Source organism: Marinifilum flexuosum (assembly GCF_003610555.1).
Lineage (GTDB): Bacteria > Bacteroidota > Bacteroidia > Bacteroidales > Marinifilaceae > Marinifilum > Marinifilum flexuosum.
This window is the reverse complement of the sequence record NZ_RAPQ01000012.1, coordinates 76,165-96,005: the sequence shown is the minus strand read 5'-3', so window position 1 is coordinate 96,005 and position 19,841 is coordinate 76,165. Positions and strand designations below refer to the sequence as shown.

At 38.1% G+C, this 19,841-nt stretch carries 13 protein-coding genes; 2 read left to right on the top strand and 11 right to left on the bottom strand.

Going from position 1 to position 19,841, the window contains the following annotated elements; translation table 11 throughout:
* Positions 1 to 166: 166 nt before the first annotated feature.
* Positions 167 to 1,093: an HNH endonuclease gene (locus tag BXY64_RS18480; protein ID WP_120241462.1), complete on the bottom strand. Its 927-nt coding sequence runs from the start codon at positions 1,091 to 1,093 to the stop codon at positions 167 to 169.
* Entirely contained in the window at positions 1,090 to 3,126 is a 2,037-nt protein-coding gene (locus BXY64_RS18475) for an AAA family ATPase (protein ID WP_120241461.1), read from the bottom strand. Before BXY64_RS18475 ends, BXY64_RS18480 begins: the two co-directional genes overlap by 4 nt.
* Before the next feature lie 223 nt (positions 3,127 to 3,349).
* Here BXY64_RS18475 and BXY64_RS18470 point away from each other — a divergent pair, with 223 nt between their 5' ends.
* Positions 3,350 to 4,588 (top strand): hypothetical protein, encoded by a 1,239-nt coding sequence (locus BXY64_RS18470; RefSeq protein WP_120241460.1) that lies wholly within the window; start codon positions 3,350 to 3,352, stop codon positions 4,586 to 4,588.
* A 102-nt stretch (positions 4,589 to 4,690) separates the two neighbouring features.
* Here the strand turns inward: BXY64_RS18470 and BXY64_RS21395 are convergent, their stop codons facing one another.
* From BXY64_RS21395 to BXY64_RS18455, 4 genes are all read right to left on the bottom strand, one after another.
* Positions 4,691 to 4,861 (bottom strand): hypothetical protein, encoded by a 171-nt coding sequence (locus tag BXY64_RS21395; protein ID WP_170150704.1) that lies wholly within the window; start codon positions 4,859 to 4,861, stop codon positions 4,691 to 4,693.
* Positions 4,862 to 4,931: 70 nt separating this feature from the next.
* Complete coding sequence (locus BXY64_RS18465; RefSeq protein WP_147376048.1) at positions 4,932 to 5,864, bottom strand: permease; 933 nt, start codon at positions 5,862 to 5,864, stop codon at positions 4,932 to 4,934.
* Positions 5,865 to 6,692: 828 nt separating this feature from the next.
* Complete coding sequence (locus tag BXY64_RS18460; protein ID WP_120241458.1) at positions 6,693 to 7,265, bottom strand: sigma-70 family RNA polymerase sigma factor; 573 nt, start codon at positions 7,263 to 7,265, stop codon at positions 6,693 to 6,695.
* 135 nt (positions 7,266 to 7,400) lie between these two features.
* Complete coding sequence (locus BXY64_RS18455) at positions 7,401 to 7,823, bottom strand: mercuric transporter MerT family protein (protein ID WP_120241457.1); 423 nt, start codon at positions 7,821 to 7,823, stop codon at positions 7,401 to 7,403.
* A gap of 267 nt (positions 7,824 to 8,090) precedes the next feature.
* Here BXY64_RS18455 and BXY64_RS18450 point away from each other — a divergent pair, with 267 nt between their 5' ends.
* A complete protein-coding gene (locus tag BXY64_RS18450; protein WP_120241456.1) occupies positions 8,091 to 9,554 on the top strand; it encodes a hypothetical protein in 1,464 nt (487 codons plus the stop codon).
* A gap of 43 nt (positions 9,555 to 9,597) precedes the next feature.
* Here the strand turns inward: BXY64_RS18450 and BXY64_RS18445 are convergent, their stop codons facing one another.
* The 5 genes from BXY64_RS18445 to BXY64_RS18425 all read right to left on the bottom strand — a co-directional run bounded on the left by BXY64_RS18445 (position 9,598) and on the right by BXY64_RS18425 (position 19,805).
* Complete coding sequence (locus BXY64_RS18445) at positions 9,598 to 11,214, bottom strand: RluA family pseudouridine synthase (RefSeq protein WP_120241455.1); 1,617 nt, start codon at positions 11,212 to 11,214, stop codon at positions 9,598 to 9,600.
* Positions 11,215 to 11,347: 133 nt separating this feature from the next.
* Positions 11,348 to 13,621 carry a beta-glucosidase BglX gene (gene bglX / locus BXY64_RS18440; protein WP_120241454.1) on the bottom strand — a complete coding sequence of 758 codons (2,274 nt, stop codon included), beginning with the start codon at positions 13,619 to 13,621 and terminating at the stop codon, positions 11,348 to 11,350.
* Positions 13,622 to 13,651: 30 nt separating this feature from the next.
* Complete coding sequence (locus tag BXY64_RS18435; RefSeq protein WP_120241453.1) at positions 13,652 to 15,112, bottom strand: glycoside hydrolase family 30 protein; 1,461 nt, start codon at positions 15,110 to 15,112, stop codon at positions 13,652 to 13,654.
* 80 nt (positions 15,113 to 15,192) lie between these two features.
* The gene (locus tag BXY64_RS18430) at positions 15,193 to 16,728 is read right to left on the bottom strand and encodes a RagB/SusD family nutrient uptake outer membrane protein (RefSeq protein ID WP_120241452.1); all 1,536 of its coding nucleotides are present in this window, start codon (positions 16,726 to 16,728) and stop codon (positions 15,193 to 15,195) included.
* 17 nt (positions 16,729 to 16,745) lie between these two features.
* Positions 16,746 to 19,805, bottom strand: coding sequence for a SusC/RagA family TonB-linked outer membrane protein (locus BXY64_RS18425; RefSeq protein ID WP_170150703.1), 3,060 nt, complete (start codon positions 19,803 to 19,805; stop codon positions 16,746 to 16,748).
* Positions 19,806 to 19,841: the final 36 nt, after the last annotated feature.

Genomic DNA, 19,841 nt, shown 5'->3' with positions numbered 1-19,841 from the left:
GATATTTAGATTTCAGGACTACGTCCCTAATATTGCATTGATCATTACATTTCTACGAAGAACACAGGACTACGTCCCTCAGACATATGGATTTGATGCTCTCACTGGAGTAAGGGTATCAATAAGAATAAGGCATTGGGTAGATCTGTCAGCCTTTGATGAAAGCTTATTTTATAAACTTTACCTCGCGGGCGATGTCTCTGGTGAGTTTGGCTAGAGGGCGCTTGCCGAGGTCTTCTTCGCTTGTATAATTACATGTAATTAAGCGTGTGGCTACCTCTTCATTCTCTATTAGATCAGGAAAAGATTCAACCAAGCTATCAATGTATTCTTTTGTATAGATTTCCCCTTTTAGAAGTAGTTCTTTCACTACATCGTCATGATTTTGATATAGATCTTTTAGACCAAATGCATCGATGTTAGATTGCATTTGTCCATTTACCTTGGTGTTAGGAGTAGGCGTAATTAAGATATTTCCTTTAGGATAGGCAAAAGAAGAATCTTTGGGTTTCCATTCAAATGTTATCACATCGTCAGCACGTTCAATTTCGTAAGGGGATAAGCCAATTTCTTGTTCTTTTTTGATGTGGTTACAAGCAGAACAAGATGGGATTAGGTTATAAAAGCATAAAGCCAAATATGGATATCGACTTTTCGGGAAAAAGTGATCCAATTGATCTGTTCGTTTGATTTCCCCATTTTTCCTCTTTGTGGATATAATGAAAGTACGATTGCAATAAGGACAAACTTTAATACCTAAATTTTCTACTAGATCTGATGGTCGATACAAATGTTCTTCTCTACCAGTAAAAGAATTATACTTGGTTTTAATGAAACCCAAATTAAAATTCTGAGCATCCTTTGTGTTTAAAACGCCTCCAACTTTATTTGCGATTTGCCTTAACAAAGATGGAGTTGCAAGTATTAGGTTTTTAATTTGCTTGTTTACTTCACTTCCTAGTAAAGTTTCTAATTCATTTCTTTTAACCCACTTGAGTATATCTTGTTTATTAGCTTTTGAGAATAATGATTCTACACCAGTCCAATGAACATTTAGGGAGTTTTGAGTATCTGGAATTATGATTGGAATCATTGTTTATTTCTTTTGAGTTCAGCAAGTTTTGCTTCAAGTATTTCAATTTCATCATTTAATTCAAACTCATAATGGTCGAACATTTCCTGAAGTTTATTTTTTAATAATGGTTCTCCAATCTGTTGAATTACAAATAGCATGTCACCAGGACTCATCTTGTCTTCTTCATTTTGAAGTTCATTGTTAAGATTTCGAATGACTTGATCAATCTTGCCCTTGGCAAATTCACCCATTAAGCCATTTTCTAAAAAGAAAGAGTTGCGGTAAAGAGAATGGATGTTCGCACCGAAGGTATACTCTGGTTGCTCTTTTCTCTTACAAACGTGGCAAAGGTTAATTGAATTATCATTAACGTCTTTACCCTTTTGAGATTTTAGAAATATAACATTTTCCTTAGGAAGATCAGACAAGAAAAATGGTGAATGAGATGAATAAAGAACTTGAATAGAATCAAAATCTTTACATACTATTTGAATTATTCTTAAAGACCAATCAAGAAAGGTTTTTTGCCACTCAGGATGAAGTGTTAATTCAGCTTCATCTAACATTATGAGTAGATTGTCTGGAATTTTAATTCGATCTTCTGTTAGAATATTACTAATAATATCAGTGTGGTTTTCTTTTATTTTTGAGATAAGATGCCACATATTGCTACCAAACTTTAGGAGTGCCTTTTCTCCAGAACTCATCGAGTTGAAAATATCGTTTTTATCGTATGAAAAACCAAATTGGAAAATATTGCTAAAGTTTATTCTTTTAGCATTATTAATAAAATAATTCATCCTATTAATATTGCTACTATCTTGAAGTCTAAAACTCTTTATTCCATTTTTTCTATTGTAATCATATTTCTTTAATAAACCAGATGTGATGATTTCCTTAACACCAATGAAATATTCTATTATATCAAAATTATTTTTGGGAAAAGTTGTTATTTTTTCTTGTGATTCAAAGAGAATAGCTATAAATTCTAAAAATGTATCACTCCATTCAATTTCTGTAGTTAGATCAATACTTTTGATGAATCTTTGTATTTTCTGTTTGGTATCATAATCATCAATATTTGTTTCTGTTAATCCTTTTAGCCAAAGAAATAAGATGATTTGATCAGAAAATTTATTAGGGAGATAATATGGTTCCGTGTGAATATGCTGCTTAAGCCAGTTCATTCTTAATTCACTTCTTTCTAGTAGGTCTTTTAGATTTTGAACACTAAAATTCAGATTGATAATTAGGTAAGGTGGAAGTGAGAATGGGAGGTCTTCTTCTAGTTGAATAAATTGATTAATGAATATTGCTTGTTGTGTAATTTCAGAATGATGAAAATCTGATATATTTTGAAATGATTTAATTCGATTATTTATCGAAATATCAGTTCTAAATGTGTTAGGAATGGAATTATTTTGGATGGTGTCATTTGTTCTAAACCATATATCTTCTCTATTTTTATACTCTTGAATCTTTATTTCATCAAATATATTAGAGTAGTAGCAAGGATATATATTAAGGTAAGATGGAATAAAATTGACTTTCTTTGTTTGTTCATAGGGGTTTTCAAGGTCATCATTCGGTATGAATGATTTGGTAGTTTTTAAATGAAAATCAAGTGGTTTTCTTTCAATGTCTAGATGTTTAATAATAATATCCAAGTTTGTGAAGCCGCAATATTTTGTTGTTTTATTCTTGCTGTAGATAATTATGGTTTTAAAAATCCCAGGAATGTCTTGAATTTCAACAAAAGGAATTCCATTTGTTTCAAATGCACTGCCAAGTGAAAATTTAAAGATTGCTTCCATTAATGTGCTTTTCCCACTACCATTCTTGCCAACAATTGCAGTTACATTGCTAATGTTCTCACCAAAGAAGTCTTTCGGATAGTTGGTGTTTCTTTCTTCGTGGTGTAGGGTACCTCCAATTATATTTCCTTCCTTGTCTTCTTCAGGTTTAAAATCGAACCAATGCTTCGGCGAAAAGTTAAAGCCTTGCTTTTTAATGTTTTTGTAGTCTTCAATCCAAACGTATAGCAATTCCATAGTATCAGGTGTTTTGTGTTTTACACTGTCAGCAGCTTCGCAGTCTAACAGGTCGGGAAAACCTGACAGTATCCGGAGGATCTGTCAGCCTTGACAATATTTTAGGATTTTTAAATGTAAGCAATCCATCTCATAATCTGCTGTAAAAAAGTATATAATGTTTAACAATTCACAGAATTAATTATTAAATTGGAGGGGAACTTATGAAAATAAGACATTTGTTATGGCTAAGAAGAGGAAAAAGAAAAACAACCAAATGGTTCGTAAGCCTTTGAATAAAAAGAATGGCTTAAAAGTATTCGAGAAGAAGATGTATGAGTTTTTGCGGACTAAATTTCCGAATGAAAGCGAACTGCGTTTTAGTCCAATGGAACTGAAGATCATGTTTATTTATCGGATTGAAGTACCGAATCCTGTAAAAACCGAAGGTCAGAATGTTAGTTCGAGTGAAATGAACCAGATTGGTCATTTGATTCACAAAAGGCTTCGCGAACCCATTTTGCTTCACGATGGTGTTTGGTACTCTACCATTGAACTGGGCTTGTTGTATTGTTATTTTTGGGGGATGAACGATCCCAAAATAACCCCCCAAAGGCGTATGGAATTGTGGCAGTACATTGGAAGTGCCAATAACATTAGTTTATCTCCCGGCCAAATAGCGGAGTACTATGTGGCTGCATTTAGAAAGACCATCACCGCCATTTCCAATGTAAGAAATAAGATTTACAGTTTAAGTTTGCGAGAAACCTATTGTGATCCTAAAAATCCGGCTCTTGCATTTGGCCAAAGAATATGTGTCGGTTATGCCAGGTCAAAAAAGATTAATATTCACGGTAAATCGCGTTTGGTATATCGTTTCATATTGCCCCGAATTAATGATTTGCCTTGGTATGGATATATCATAGCAAAGGATGTAGAAGAGATATACAGCGGTGGTAAGGAGTATCTGGATATTTACATTCAATCTCATGCCTTGGAACGCATGAAAGAAAGGCTGGATTTGTTGGATGAGGAGGCTTTAAACTATGTTATTTACGAAAGCTTTTTAAACCTTCAATTTATGGTTTTAAGCGGCGGTTATGTTTTAATTACGATCAAATTATTTAAGTGCAAGGTGGGCTATTTGGTCGCCAATATTATTGATGATGATTTTGTGATTCGCACCTTTTTATTTGTTACCCATGCAACAACACCTGAGGGTGATAAACTGAAGGAGATTTGTGGATTGGGCAAAAACGACGTGCCTTACTGGAAGATCGATCGCCTGAGTACCTTTATGAATGTTGATGCAGAGCAGTATCCCAAACTATCGGCCATGTTCGAAGAGGCAGGCTGTGGCGATTTGTTTAAACTGCACAACGAAGAGTTTTCGGTTGAAGCCATGCAGACCGCTAATTTAGATGGATTGCGCGAGTATGTGTTAAAAGGACGAATGGAAGTGGAGGAGCCTGTTGAAAATTAAAGTCTTGTTCTTATAAATCACTGAGAGCATCACTTTAAGTGATACTCTCAGTATAATTAATGTGATCTTACCGGTTGAATTCTAAAAATTCAATTCGTTGATTTAACCACAACAGCTGTCACCTGTTTGGTTCGGTTTTTCATCTTCTTTAACTTCTTCGATTTTGATATCGCAACAGCTTGATGCTGGCTTTTTCTTCTTGTCGTCTTTTACTTCTTCAATTTCGAATGAACAACAGCTTGTGTTCTTTTTTGATTTTCCGAATAATCCCATTTTCTTAATATTTTAAAAGTTATAAAGCAATCAGCTTTCAGCGGTCAGCTAACAGCAAATGCCAATTTTTTTACATGATAATATTGAATGCATAACCAGTAATCACGGCCACCAGAAAAATGACTCCAATGAAGGAGAACAAAAGCTTTTTCTTGAAGATCTTGGCCAGCATTGTCATTTCTGGTATGGCCATGCCTGCGCCACCAATTATCAGAGCAATGGCGGTTCCCATACCTACTCCTTTTGAGATTAGTGACATGGCAATTGGAATGGCAGTTTCGGCACGGATGTACAAAGGAATACCCACTACAGAGGCAATTGGAACAGCAAAAAAGTTACCGTCGCCTGCATATTGTGCTATGGTTTCTCCTTTAGGAAGATATCCGTAAATGGCTGCGCCAACTGCAACACCTATAAACAAGTAGGGTAGAATTGGTACCAGTGAATTCCAACCAGCTTTAAGCGATAAACCCATTTTTTTACCCATGGATAAAGATCTTCTTGTATCAATTCCATTGTTAACAGAGTGAGCTCCACCTGATACTTTTACGGCTTTTACATGTTTGGCAAAATTGAACTTCTGAAGCAGGTAGCCAAAAAGTACTGCCAATGTAAAGGACAGGGCAAAATAAATTGCTGCATTTTGAACTCCTACGGTTGCTGCCAGCATGGCCACAATTATTGGGTTCAATAATGGTGATGATATCAGGAACGACATTACCGATCCGAAAGGAACTTTGGCGTTTAAAAAACCTACTGTCATAGGAATGGTTGAACAGGCGCAAAATGGAGTAACCGCTCCAAATACTGCGGCAGCAATGTTTCCAATTATTCCTTTTCCTTCGAATAACTTTTGCAGTTTATTCTGGTTCACATGCATCATGATGTACTCGATGATTGCTGTAATTGCGATGAACAGAATAAACAGTTCTGCTGTGATGAAAACAAAGTTCCCTAGTGTTTTCGTTAGGTTATCGTAGAATGGAGTTGGTATAACTCCCATTGTATGATAAAATAAATTTCTGAATGCTAATATTAAACTCTCTTGCATAATTTTTACTTGTTGATTTGTTACTTGAATAATTGTCTTTCGTTTGAACTACTCTCTATAGAAAAAATTCAATGCGCAAAAATTACAGGTTGAGTGTTTCCCTTCCAGGGAAACTGTCGATAGACTAAAGGGTGAAATGATAAAAAGATAATTTAAAAGCACCCCTCTGCCTGTCGGCATCTCCCCTGAAAGGAGGAGAAAGCCACCATTATACTATTGTGCATCCCATTCACCGTCCCAATGAAAATCAAAATGATTTTGGGCAAAGAGTAATCTTGTGAATGATCAACGATTATCCTGGGCAACAAGTGGACTTTCCACTTTTCCCATAAATCTGGGTGAAACAGATAATGGTCTTGTTCTTTGTCATTACTAATTCATTTAAATTCATAGTAAAGGCGGAAAGGGGGAGTAAAAGATGCAAGAAGGGGTGACTTTTTTTGAAAAAATCACTCTTTAGTAGTATAAGTGCTTATTGATATGGATTTTAAACAGAAATGAAAAGTCAGTAAAAATCAAGAGTAAATATCATTAATCCTTAAGCCGGAAGGCTCCTACTTTTTCCATTGATGAAAAAGTAGGCAAAAAATCTAGGGCGTGTAAACCCAAACTACTGATACTTGAAAACTTTAAGTGCGGCGGGGTGATTTTCGAACAAAGTTCTCAACTTCCCCTTCTTTCTAAAAGTTTTCTGCGTATAAGCAGCTTGACCTTCCAATGCCCACTGAGGTAGATTGTTGGTCACTAGTGTTTAAATTTGTCGATACAGGAGATTGTTAATTAGTTTTTTCTATTGTTTCTTTTTTCGAGCAATGGTGTACAATGGCTCTTGATTTCACAAGAAACAATATTGCCTTGCGCATCGAATTCCACTTCGCAGCATTCAAAGAATAAATCGCGAAGTTTTTTGCGAGCGCGCTGCACTCTCGATTTGGCTCCGGGAAGAGTGATGTCCAGTTTTTGGGCAATCTCTTTTTGAGGAATACCATCAATATCGCTCCATTGCAGCGGAAGGGCATACTCTTTAGGCAATAGGCTAATCATGTCGGAAACATCATCGGAAAGGATTTGTTGAAAATCAGCCGAGTTCAGGTGGTTCAAATTAATGTACTCCTCTTCCCGAAAGTCTTTGTTTTGCAATCGGAAATAATCGGCAATGGTATTGCGAGTCACCTGAAACAGCCAGCTTTTTAAATTTTTAATTTCCTTCTCGCTGATGCATGATTCCATGGTTTTCAAGAAAACTTCCTGAAGCAGGTCGTCGGCGCTTGAAGAATCCTTAATCTGCTGACGAATAAAGGCTAGCAAGTGAGTGCTGTAACGTTGGTATATGCTGTGAATATCGCAATTCATGTTTGTGCTTTTTTGTGAATGATAAAATAAGCAAAAGGGATTGTATTATCAAGAAGCATGAAAACCTTCACCCTCTGCTTAAAGAGAATGAAGGTTCAGTTGTTATGATGGCTTACTGTTTTCCTGTTGTGACAATTAATGATTTTGTGAACATCCGCCATTGCAATTACTAGTTTCAGGACTAGGCTGGCTGGGACAGCATGACTTCGTGGCATTTGAATTTGTAAGGCTCAGCCCCAGAAGGACGATAGTAAAAATGCTTACCACCCAAAGAAAAAGTTTAGCCCTTCTATTGCTCGGTGTTTTTCCAGTGGATTCTGTATTACAACAAGCAGTGGGTTTCTTAAAATAAAGACGATAAAAGCCTATGGTTAGTGATATCAGGGCAACCGAGATGAGGTAGGGTTGCATGGCATGTAAAAAACTCAATTGACTGGCTCCAATTCCCAATGAGGCCAATATACCAGCAATAATAGGGGCTCCACAACAGGTAATACTTCCAAGTGCGGCAAGAATGGCAGCCCCTGCCCCTGCAATAGGTGATCGATTATTTTTCATATTCTAGATATTTTAATTTATATGGTGTCGGGAAGGAAAGGGAAAAGATGCAGGAATTTTGAAAAAAGTGAAGTGGATAACAAAATTACTTGTGAAGTAAAGTTTTTAATGGCCTGTAGGGAGATGTATCAGGAATTTTAATTCCGCAAACGATAGAAGTGCTATCCCTTTAAAAATGGGGCTTCTAAGAGGAGAGGTATTGATAGGAATTCAGTATCTTTAACAATTGAAAGCACACCGAATTATAAATTACAAGAAGTCTGGCGAATGATAAATGAAGTTGTAAAAGTACATGATAAGTTTTCTGTAGAGATTAAAATGGGGTACGAACCCAGTAAGGATAGGAAGGTAAATGAGTTTTCGGTTAAAACCTGGCTGTTTGTTCCAAGTAGTTTAGATATCAATCCATCTACCTATAAGAAGGAAGACTTTTACAACGATTTTAATTCCAATATCCGTTTGATTACCCCGCCTTACCTGCTAAGGGAAATTGCCTTGGGCGATCAATCGGTGTTCAAGTATTTGGAGGATTCTTTCCAGAAGGTGGCCAATTATTCCACTCCCAAGAATGAAGCAAATTACGAGTATCACATTCGCATGTTTCATACCATTCTTCGTTCTGCGCTTCGCCGCGAAATTCAGCATATCCTTAGAAATGAACAGGCCGAAGATCGCCAATATCTCATTAAGGATTACCTGAACAATGTTCGAAAGATTGGGGAGCGATACCGAGAGCTGAGAAGAATTGTTAATGTGCCTACGGTTCGGAAGGAGATGTTCGATTACTTTCTGTTTGGAGATGAGTTCATGAGCAACCAATTCGATGAGCACTCCTACTATTTGCACCGTGGTTTGCGCAAAGTGAATGATCCGGAGATTGATAAATGCAAGGAAGAAATTCTAAGTCTGGTGCGCGATGAAGTTGCCTACAAAAAGAGCAAAAACTACCTGGTGGTAGAGGAAAAGCCTACCGACAAAAACCGTTGGTTTGTGCATCGCAGGGGAGCCTTTAAGAAATATTTCGAGGGGCAGCTATTGCTTTCATTCCGAAAGAAAAAGGAGGGGGTTTTTATGATTCAGGTTCTGTATAGCATTGCAGCTGGATTGGCCATGATTATAGGTGCAGCTCTTACTTTTGTGTTTCAGCAAAGCCTGGGAAGCTTTACCATTCCTTTGTTTGTTGCCTTGGTGATTATCTATATGCTGAAGGATCGAATCAAAGACCTTAGCCGCCATTATTTAGTGGGGAAAATCAATAAGCGATTCTTCGATCACAAGAGTATCATCCGCGTAAAGGGTGATGAGAAAATTGGTTGGTGTAAGGAGAGTTTTGATTTCGTTCGTGAAGATTCCGTGCCTCTTCGTGTGATGAAACACAGAAACCGATCACGAATTGTTGATGTGGAGAGTCGGGGAGTAGGAGAGAAAATCATCTTTTACAGAAAGCTACTTCGTTTGGATCAAAAGGCTTTGGACAATTCATATGGCAATTACAACATTACCGGGGTTGTGGATATTATTCGTTTTAATGTGTCTCGCTTTATCCAGAAAATGGATAATCCTGAAATTCCACTTTACTACCTAAAGGATGATCAGTTTGAAAAGACAGCGGGAGAAAAGGTTTACTTTATGAATATGGTGATTCGTTTTAAACTGGATGATCAGACCAGCTATCGTCGCTATCGAATCATTTTTAACCGACGAGGCATTAAGAAGGTGGAGAAGGTGTAGCTGTATGATTTTAAGGGCTATTTACTATGAATCATACTGATTCTTAAAAATCAGCTTTGTATTTATAAGTAACTTTCTCCTGTGTTGAAGGATGAATAAATGTAATTTCTTCGGCATGCAACATCAGGCGATCTGCCTTCAAACCATATAATGGATCACCAGCAATGGGAGTGTTTAGTCCAAGCGGGTGAGCTGCATGTACCCGCAGCTGATGTGTGCGACCTGAAATAGGGTAGAAATGAACTTTACTTTGACTTGCTGTTCGCTCAATTACTTCCCATTTGGTAAGTGCTGGTTTGCCATGTTCGAAACAAACCAATTGGCGAGGCCGATCATCCAGATCAACACGTAGTGGGAGATCAATGATGCCAGAGTCTTCCTTTATGATACCATCCAGAATGGCGACATATCTTTTTTGAATGCTTTTGTTCAGAAATTGTTTCTGCAGGTTTTCATGCGCCGATTTGGTCTTGGTAATAAGTAAAATGCCCGATGTAGCCATATCAAGACGATGAACAATAAGCGGATCGTCGGCATTTGGATAAAGAGCTTTGGCCTGCGTATAAACCGATTCTTGTTCTTCTTTTCCTGGTACAGATAAGAGGCCGGAAGGTTTATTGACTATGGCAATGGCATCATCTTCATAAAGCACTTTGATGGCTAATTTTCTATTTTCTTCTTTGGCTTTTTCTATTTCCAGCCCTTTAAGCATGTGACCGAGTATTGGTTCGCATTTGCTTTTGCAGGCAGGGTAGAAGTAGGCATGCTTGCGAATTTCTTTTTTTGGAGACGGTCCCCACCAAAATTCGGCTATGGCAATGGGATGTAATTGGTTCTGAAAGGCATACTGTAATAGTTTGGGAGCGCAGCAATCGCCAGCACCGGCAGGAGGAACTTTCGCACCTGTTTGCCTAAAAATAAGGCTTGCACTCTTTTCCTTTCCTTTGCAATTCAAGAAAATATAACTATCGAATATTTGTTGTTGAAGTTGAGCTGATTGGGTTTTGCGTTGTTTTTTTAGCTCATTCACACGTTGATTGTAGGTGTCAAGTTTTAACTCAACTGCTTCAACTCTCTTTTTGCACTCTTTCTTAAGTTTGTTGAAATTGCTTTTCTCAGTTTGGCTTTCTTTGATAAGCTGTTGAAGTATGTTATCCTCGTTCGTGTGATTTTCAGCTTCTGCCCTCTTGGCTTGCCTTTCTTTTTTGGCTTTTGCCATTGCCAGTTTTGCAGCTTTTATTGTATCATTTGATTTTTCATTTGCTTGTTCAAGCTCTTTTAAAAGCTGTTGTCGTTGAGTAGAGTTTTCTGCTTTGTAAATCTCTTCGTTAAGCATATTTAAGCCAGCTTCTCCTTTGCGAAAGAAACCATAGGGATTTGTAACTTCAAACACTTGTGGTACAAAAGGGATTTGGCTTACCTGCGGTTGATCATTGCCAGAATAAGCTGCAAGAAAGCCAAGATCGCCAATCTTGTTTTTTACAATAAGCACACCATACATTTTTCCTTTGGTTTCAGGATTGGGAGTCCCAAGCTCAGCTTGCAATTGTTTAGCTGCTTGTATACTTAAAGGATGAGGGGTATAGTGAAATGGATTGGTAAAGCACTTTGGAAGTTCTTTATCTTGCCATGTGGTATTAAGTGTTATGAAACAATGCATTCGCGATTCAAATAAGAGAATAGAATAATTATTGCAAAAGAAGTAGATTTTGTAGCTAGATGCAAGTCATTATCCCAAAAAGAAAAAGCAAGGCTTATCAATAAACCTTGCTTTTAAACTCTAACCAAGCGAGCTAATCTATGAACTTAACACTAAGTTTTTGTACGTCTCTTGAATTTGTTCCTACATACAAATGGTATGTTCCGGTTTCAAATAAAAATTCACCATCAGGAGAATAATATCCCAAATCAGATTGATCTAAACTGAATTCAATTTCTTTCTCTTCTCCAGGCTTAAAGCTGATTTTTTGAAATGCTTTTAACTCTTTCACTGGTCGGGCATAAGTAGCAGCAGGATCCTGAATGTAAACTTGAACCACTTCCTCGCCAGTAAATTTGCCAGTGTTTTTTACTTTTACATTTAACTGGATCGCTTCATTCATTTTGTAAGTTTGCTTGTCAACATTTGCTTCTCCATATTCGAAAGAAGTGTAGCTTAAGCCATAACCAAACGGATAAAGTGCTTCGTTGGGAGCATCGGTGTAGTGCGACCAAAATACATTGCCTGTATTGTTTGGACGTCCTGTATTCATATGATTGTAATAAATTGGGCATTGACCTGTAGCATATGGAAAGGACATTGTTAGTTTGCCTGAAGGATTAAAATCTCCAAACAAAATATCGGCAATGGCATTTCCAGCTTCGCTACCGGCAAACCAGGTTTCCAGAATGGCATCGGCACTTTCAGCAATCTCAGGAATGGCAATTGGTCTACCATTCATCAGTACAACAACGATCTTCTTATTCAGTTTCCTGATTTTATTGTACAAGTCCATTTGAACTCCTTTTAAGCGAATGTCGGTCTGACTGCGGCCTTCTCCCGACTGAAAACAGTCTTCTCCCAAGGCAAGAATTACGATATCTGATTTTTTTGCAACAGCAACAGCCTTTGCCATTTCTTGGACATCAGCTTCAGCATAAACCAATTCGTCAAGGAAGTTTCTGTCTCCCAAAGCCAGATCGCATCCTTTGGCAAAATTGATTTTGCTTGTTGATCCTACTGCGTTCTGAATTCCTTCCAATAGCGATACAGCCGAATTCTTTATGGCTTGTGCTCTCCAACTTCCAAGAGGTGAGTTCTTATCATCAGCCAATGGACCGATTAGAGCAATGGATTTTGTGTTTTTTGAAAGTGGCAATAACTGATCGTTATTTTTCAATAAAACCATGGAGTGGCGAGCTACTTCTCTGGCCTGTTCACGACTTTCCTTGCTATAAACGATTTCTTTTTCACGTTCCTCATTTGAATATCTGTATGGATCATCAAACAATCCCAATCGATATTTTAATTTTAGGATTCTTCGGGCTGCATCATCAATTAAGGCTTCATCAACTTTTCCTTCTTCTACCAACTCTTTAAGATAGGGAAGGTAAGCACTCGATTCCATATCCATATCCGAGCCAGCTTTAACTGCTAACTCAGCTGCATGTTTTAAATCTTCGGCAGCACCATGGGAAACGATCTCTTCAATGCTTCCCCAATCGGAAATCACATAGCCTTCGAAATTCCATTTGCCTTTTAAAATCTCTCTTTGCAAATAAGGACTTGCAGTAGCTGGTGTACCATTAATAATATTAAAGGCATTCATGAATGTGCTAACGCCAGCATCTGCAACCGCTTTAAAAGGTGGAAGTGCGATGTTGTGCAGCGTGTAAGTGCCAATGTCGACCGTGTTGTAATCGCGTCCTGCTTCGGCAAATGCATAAGCTGCAAAGTGTTTTGCACATGCAGCAATTGTATTTTCCTTAGAAAGATTTTCACCCTGGAAACCTTTAACTCTTGCCACAGATAGTACGCTTGCCAGGTATGGATCTTCTCCGCAACCTTCCATCACACGACCCCAGCGGGAATCGCGACCAACATCCATCATGGGAGCGAAGGTCCAATGTAATCCTGCAGCCGAAGCTTCCCGAGCTGCCAGTTGAGAGGATAATTTTGAAATTTCAGGATCCCAGGCACAGGCTTCGGCCAGGGGAATTGGTGCCATGGTTTTGTATCCATGAATTACATCGTAAGCGAATATCAAGGGAATTCCTAACCTGCTGTTTTCTACTGCCAGTTTCTGCGCTTCATAAGTAGCCTTGGCTCCAACTACATTTAGCATAGATCCTACACCACCAGTTTTTATTTCTTCCAAACGTTTCTGCGATGAGGCATTTTTTGGCGCTGGTCCGGTCATCTCCCAATGACTGGTATATTGGTTCATCTGCCCAATTTTTTCTTCCAGTGTCATTTTTGCCATTAGCTCTTCAACAAACTGATCTTCCTTACTCTTCATGTCTCCCTTATTGGTGCAAGCAGAAAAAAAGATAAGACATCCTGCTAATATTTGCTCTAACTTGATCATTCTTTGTTTTGGTTGAGTTTATAATATGATTTAGTATATAATGCTTTGCATTGCCCTTGCCGGAATGGTAATACTAGTTGCAGTACTACTCCCAACATATAGCTGATAAGTTATTTCTTCATCGGTTGAATTCATCACTACGGTAACCATTTTTCCATCGGGATTTACAAATGTTGTGCTTTCCAGGAAACTGATGCTCGAAACTGTACTTACTCTTTTGGCTCCCGGTCTGATAAATTTCGAGAAATGACCAATGTAATAGTAGGATGGGGTGTAAATCAGGCTATCTGTTCTAGTGTCGGCATGAATGGGAGCAAAGCACAGGTTGTTTACATGATTTGGTCCTCCGGTTTCATCCAAAAGAATGTTCCAGTCAGTCCAGCCTACCGTTCCACGGTTAAAGTCATTAATCATAGAGTGTCCATAGCGTTCTGCATTTGGCCAGTATTGGTATTTCTCAGGATCGAATGCTTCGTTGCAGCCTTCGGTAAATAATAATTTCTTGTCAGGATATGATTCCTGTATTCTTTGTAAGTTTTCGAACATTGGATTTCCTTTTCTCCAGGTTTCGTACCAGTGGAATCCGGTTCCCCAGGCATATTTGGCTGCTTCCGGATCATCAAAAATTGTATTTGCCCTGTGGGTAATCAAATCGCGGTTGTGATCCCAAACCACAATGTTTTTATCTCCCAATCCTTCTTTTTCCAGGATAGGGCCAAGATGGTTTTTAAGAAAATCTCTTTCTTCTTCAGCACTATAAATGCACGATTCCCATCGTTGAGTTGCCATGGGTTCATTCTGAATAGTAACGCCCCAAACAGGTATCCCTTCTGCCTCGTAAGCTTTGATGAATTTGGCATAGTATTTTGCCCATGCATCGTAGTATTCAGGAAGCAATTTACCTCCTCGTAACATGTTCTTGCTGTCTTTCATAAATGCAGGAGGACTCCACGGACTTGCATAAAATAGCATAGAACCACCAGCCTTTTCAATGGCTCTTTTGATCATTGGAAGTCGATAGGCTTTGTCAATCTCAATCGAGAATGTTTTTAATTCTTTATCTCCTTCTTCGATATAGGTGAAGTTGCCCTTACTAAAATCACAAGAATGAATTGAAGTTCGCATTAAGCTATAGTCAATGCCACTTTTACTATAGTAAGCCTGAAGCAACTCTTCCTGTTTTTCTTTGGATAATTCTGCGAATATTTCGGCCGACGAATCGGTAATGGCACCGCCAATTCCAATAAAGGTCTGGAAGGTTTTGTTGGGATTCACAAAAATGGAATTTTCGGTTTCTAATGCTTGTTTCGCCTTCTTAAATTGGACTGAGCCCGATTTATTCAATCGCAAATCAGTATCCTTTGCCGTAGTATAAATACTGGCTTTCTTGCCTTCTGCCATCTCATCTCTCTTCTTTGTTAGGTCTGTTTTCTCTCCCGCTTGCATACAAGCCAACAGGGGAATCGCTAATAATGGAATAAATCGTTTCATGTTTATATATCTATTAAGTTACGAAACAGGTAAAGACTACCCCACAATGAGGTAGCCTTTGGTAATTAAATAATATGATTTTAGTATCCAGGGTTCTGATCGGTTTCACTAATTGAATTGTTTGCAATGATTTCATTCTGAGGAATCGGGAACAATTCATGTTTGTTCGCTGAATAACCTAAACTGCCTAATTCTTGTACCGCAAGATTCCAACGAACCAAATCCCAATATCTGCTGCCTTCAAAAGCCAATTCCAATTGTCTTTCGGTTACGATAGCCTGAAATACATCACCAGAAGCTTCGATATCAGCCAAGCTTGCACGATCTCTCACTTTATTGATTTCAACTAAAGCAAGACCATCCTGGTCCGAAAAGTGATAAGCTTCGGCAGCCATTAAAAGCACATCGGCATAACGCAATAAACGCCAGTTGGTAGTATAGTTCAATTCTGCAACTCCATTGGTACTGGTTTCTGATGCCCTGGTCACATATTTTAGCCTCATGAAGCCTTCATAATCGTGTGCGTTTTCATCCTCGATTACACCTCCTGTAGCTTCAAAATCGGCAGCCGATATTACAGTTGCATTTCCGCGTTCGGTATCACCTGCATCAATGAATGCCTGTCCAATCTTAGCAGATGGCATATTAAATCCCCAACCATTCACGATATCCAATGATGATCCGGAAAGATTAAATAAATTGCCACGAGGACCTTGTAGCTGAACTTCAATATTGTTTTCATTTCCACCACCCCAGGGAAAGTTACCCCAGTCGTATCCCTCTTGTGCGGTATAAGAGATTTCAAATAAAGACTCTTGTCCAAATTCAGTTTCTTTTGTCCATACATCCGCAAAATTAGGTTCAAGGTCATACTCGCCTCTACTAATTACAGCTGCTAGTTGAGTGGCAGCATCAGCATATTTCTTCTGATAAAGAAGTGCTTTGCCATAATAAGCTTGAGCTGCTCCTTTTGACATTCTGTATCGGTCAGCAGCACTGTATTCACTTTTCATTGGAAGATCAGGAATTGCTTCTGATAAATCCTTCTCAATTTGAGTATAAACATCAGCTACTGATGATCGTGGTAGATGATAGTCTGCGGAACTAACTGGATTTACAGTCATTAAAGGTACTCCTCCAAACATAGTAACTAGTTCTAAATACTGATATGCTCTTAGTGCTTTGGCTTCAGCAATCATTTCTTGTTTAGCATCGGTATTAGGCTCAACCAAGTTAATAATGGTATTGGCAGAACTAATTGCCTTGTAAAAGTTGGTCCAAATGGCTTCAATCTTTGCGTTGGTAGTTTGAATTGCAAAGTCATCAATATTCTGATAGCCTGTTTGGTCACCAGGTGATGAGCCGGCCAAACAATCATCGGCAGGTAAATTTTTAATGAAATACACACTCGCCCAGGCACCGCTGGAGAAGTTGTTTTGCATAGAGTTGTAGATTCCAACAATAACGGTTTTTACTTCTTCGTCGGTTTCTAAATAGGTCTCGCTCGATAATTTACCAATTGGTTCTTTATCCAGGAAACGATCTTCGTTACACGAAGTAATTGAAAAAGTCAAGGCTAATCCTATGATGAATATATAGTATTTTGAAAATTTCATGTCTTACGATTTTAATATTAGAAGTTAACAGATACACCAAAAATTACTTTTCCTGCTACTGGGTATAAACCTCTATCAACACCTTGTCGTGTATTGTTAGAACTACCTGCTTCAGGATCTAATCCTTCATAATCGGTAAAAGTGAAAAAGTCATCAAGAGATACAAAAACTCTTGCGCGTTCGATACCTGATTTCTCAAGTATGGATTGTGGCAATGAATAGCCCAATTGAATTTGCTTGATTCTCAGGTAAGATCCATCGGAAACCATCAAGTCACTTCTGTAAACATAGTCGCTTGAGTTGTTAGCAGCCGGACGACTCGCATTCGTATTTGTCGATGTCCATCGATCATCGTACATGAATTTAGGCTTGTTTGAGAATTGTCTGTCGGAGCGGAACCAACCCATAAATACATCATTCCCTTTAGAACCCTGTATGAATAAATTAAAATCGAATCCTTTGTATTGTGCATTGAAGGTAGCTCCATATAAAATATCAGCATGTGGATCACCAATATAAGTCTGGTCGGCATCCGTGATTTCTCCATCGTCATTTGTATCGACTACATTTACTTCGCCATTGGCTGGATTTATGCCATTGGTTTTATAGCCTTTAAAGTACCAGATAGGATATCCTTCTTCAAACCATGTTAAATCGTATCCTCTTAGGTTATCACCTTTTACAGGATTGTCAACATCTAATCTTGTTACTTCATTATCAAGAGTAGACAAATTTAGATTGATGCTGTATTTAAATTCATGATCCATGTTGGTATAGCCCAATTCAAAATCAAATCCTTTGTTGGTTACATCCCCAACGTTCATGATTGGAAAATCGTTTCCTGCTGATAAAGGACCACTACCTTGCGCTAATAAATCTTTAGTTTTCTTGTGGTAATAATCGGCAGAGAATGATAATTTTCCGTTTAATGATCTCAAATCAAAACCAAGATCTAATTGTTCTGTAGTTTCCCATTTTAAATCTGGATTTACCAACTTGTCAATTTCAGCACCTGTTTGGTAGGTATCATCCGCCCCGGGATATTGACTGTTGAATACATAAAACTCCTGACCTTCGTTACCTGGTGTATTGGCTCGACTTCCATTTTCTCCCCAGCTGGCACGTAGTTTCAAGAAATCTATACCTTTTACATCAAAGAAATCTTCCTCTGAAATTGTCCAGCCTGCAGAAACTGCAGAGAAAACAGCAGCTTGATTATCTTTAGGGAAAACATCTGCGGCATCACGTCTGATCGAAAATTCCAACATGTATTTGTTCAGGTAATTGTAAGATAAACGACCAAAGAATGATGTCATGGCATGTTCTTCATATGATCCGCCAACTTTGTCAGCTTCGTTTCCTGTTGCATATCCCTGGTGTGCATACTGACTTCCTTCTTTTACAAGAGGACCTGAGTGCATGGTATATAAAGGACTTTGAGATTCTTCTGCAGAATAACCAGCTAAAACAGTGAAGTCATGATCTCCAAATGCTTTGTTGTAAGAAGCAAAGTTTTCCCATAACCATGTGTACCATTTGTTGATGTTATCATCAACGTAAGTTTCAGAATTCTGACTTTCAGATGAGAAATAGTATAATGGAGCCCATCTGTGATCCGTTTGATAAGTCAAATCCAAACCTATACGAGAGGTGAAAGTCAAACCTTTTATAGGTTTAAGCTTTGCATACACATTACCTAAAATTTTATCCTGGGTAATTGTGTTTCTATAAGTGTCTAGTAAAGCCAATGGGTTTGAAATTTCACCTGTGACATATTCTGGCAATCCATAATATCTTCCATTCTTATCGGTAAGAATCGTGTTTCCTGCGTCAATTAAGGACTGTACTCTTTCTGGAGTTCCATTGTAGGTTACAGGAGTTAATGGATCTAGCAAAAGAGCTGAATTTACAGGACTTCTGTATTCATCATCTTCACCAATGTATTTTTGCTTTGAATGCGAGAAACTGATGTTGTTACCAACTTCGATCCAATCTTTTAATTCACTTTTAATGTTTGCTCTGGTTGTAAAACGTTCATACTTTGCTTTATCGTCACCTACAATACCATTTTGAGAATAGTAAGATCCGGAAATCAAGAAAGTGGTTTTGTCATTTCCTCCTGAAAAACTTAAGTGGTGTTTTTGCATTGGAGCAATCTCAAAAAGTTCATCCAACCAGTCGGTATCATTTCCATTTAAGCTTACCTCGCCAGCTCCTGATTCTGCCATCCATTGTTTGTATTCCTCCGCATTCATAAGATCCAGGTCACTTCTTGAGGATTGCAGACCATATTGAAAGTCGTAAGAGATTTTAGATGCTCCAGCCTTACCACTTCTGGTTGTAATGATAATCACACCATTTGCTCCTTCGGTACCATAAATAGCTGCAGATGCTGCATCTTTTAGTACTTCCATTGATTCAATGTCTCCCGGATCAATGTTGTTAATATCGCCGGTTTTCATACCATCAACAATAAACAGTGGGTTTGAATTTCCATTGGAGTTTACACCTCTAATTCTGATTTTGGCACCAGCACCTGGCGAACCGGAAGTAGATAAGATGGATACACCAGCGGTTTTACCTTGAATAGCCTGATCAGCTCTTGATACAGGAACATTCTGAATGTCATCAGATTTAATGCTTGATATGGAACCTGTTACCAGGCTTTTCTTTTTAACACCATATCCAACTACAACAACTTCGTCAACGCTAAGCGCATCCTCCATCATGATTACATTGATTGTGTTTTGATCTCCAACCAATATTTCTTGAGTTGTATGTCCAATAAAACTAAATACAATAAAACTTTCAGAACTTGCACTGATAGAGAATTCACCATCGATATTAGATACAGTACCAATTGTAGTGCCTTTTAATGAGATGTTTACTCCTGGCAAAGCAAGTCCGTTAGAGTCGGTTACTTTTCCGGTAATTGTTTTTTCCTGAGAAAAAACCATAGCGGTGCTTAATAAAACGGTTAATAATAAGAGGACCGGTTTTAGCATCCAATTGCCTCTTATTTGCTTTCCTTTGTCTGCTATAGACAAAGTAGCTCTGGAATTGTTAGATTTTTTCATAAATTTGAAATGATTCATTAGCGTTAATTTGTTATG

Bases quoted from the DNA above. Each gene is read 5' to 3' on its own strand.
- BXY64_RS18480 (WP_120241462.1), bottom strand. From the start codon at position 1,093: ATGATTCCAATCATAATTCCAGATACTCAAAACTCCCTAAATGTTCAT.
- BXY64_RS18475 (WP_120241461.1), bottom strand. From the start codon at position 3,126: ATGGAATTGCTATACGTTTGGATTGAAGACTACAAAAACATTAAAAAG.
- BXY64_RS18470 (WP_120241460.1), top strand. From the start codon at position 3,350: ATGGCTAAGAAGAGGAAAAAGAAAAACAACCAAATGGTTCGTAAGCCT.
- BXY64_RS21395 (WP_170150704.1), bottom strand. From the start codon at position 4,861: ATGGGATTATTCGGAAAATCAAAAAAGAACACAAGCTGTTGTTCATTC.
- BXY64_RS18465 (WP_147376048.1), bottom strand. From the start codon at position 5,864: ATGGGAGTTATACCAACTCCATTCTACGATAACCTAACGAAAACACTA.
- BXY64_RS18460 (WP_120241458.1), bottom strand. From the start codon at position 7,265: ATGAATTGCGATATTCACAGCATATACCAACGTTACAGCACTCACTTG.
- BXY64_RS18455 (WP_120241457.1), bottom strand. From the start codon at position 7,823: ATGAAAAATAATCGATCACCTATTGCAGGGGCAGGGGCTGCCATTCTT.
- BXY64_RS18450 (WP_120241456.1), top strand. From the start codon at position 8,091: ATGATAAATGAAGTTGTAAAAGTACATGATAAGTTTTCTGTAGAGATT.
- BXY64_RS18445 (WP_120241455.1), bottom strand. From the start codon at position 11,214: ATGCATTGTTTCATAACACTTAATACCACATGGCAAGATAAAGAACTT.
- bglX (WP_120241454.1), bottom strand. From the start codon at position 13,621: ATGATCAAGTTAGAGCAAATATTAGCAGGATGTCTTATCTTTTTTTCT.
- BXY64_RS18435 (WP_120241453.1), bottom strand. From the start codon at position 15,112: ATGAAACGATTTATTCCATTATTAGCGATTCCCCTGTTGGCTTGTATG.
- BXY64_RS18430 (WP_120241452.1), bottom strand. From the start codon at position 16,728: ATGAAATTTTCAAAATACTATATATTCATCATAGGATTAGCCTTGACT.
- BXY64_RS18425 (WP_170150703.1), bottom strand. From the start codon at position 19,805: ATGAAAAAATCTAACAATTCCAGAGCTACTTTGTCTATAGCAGACAAA.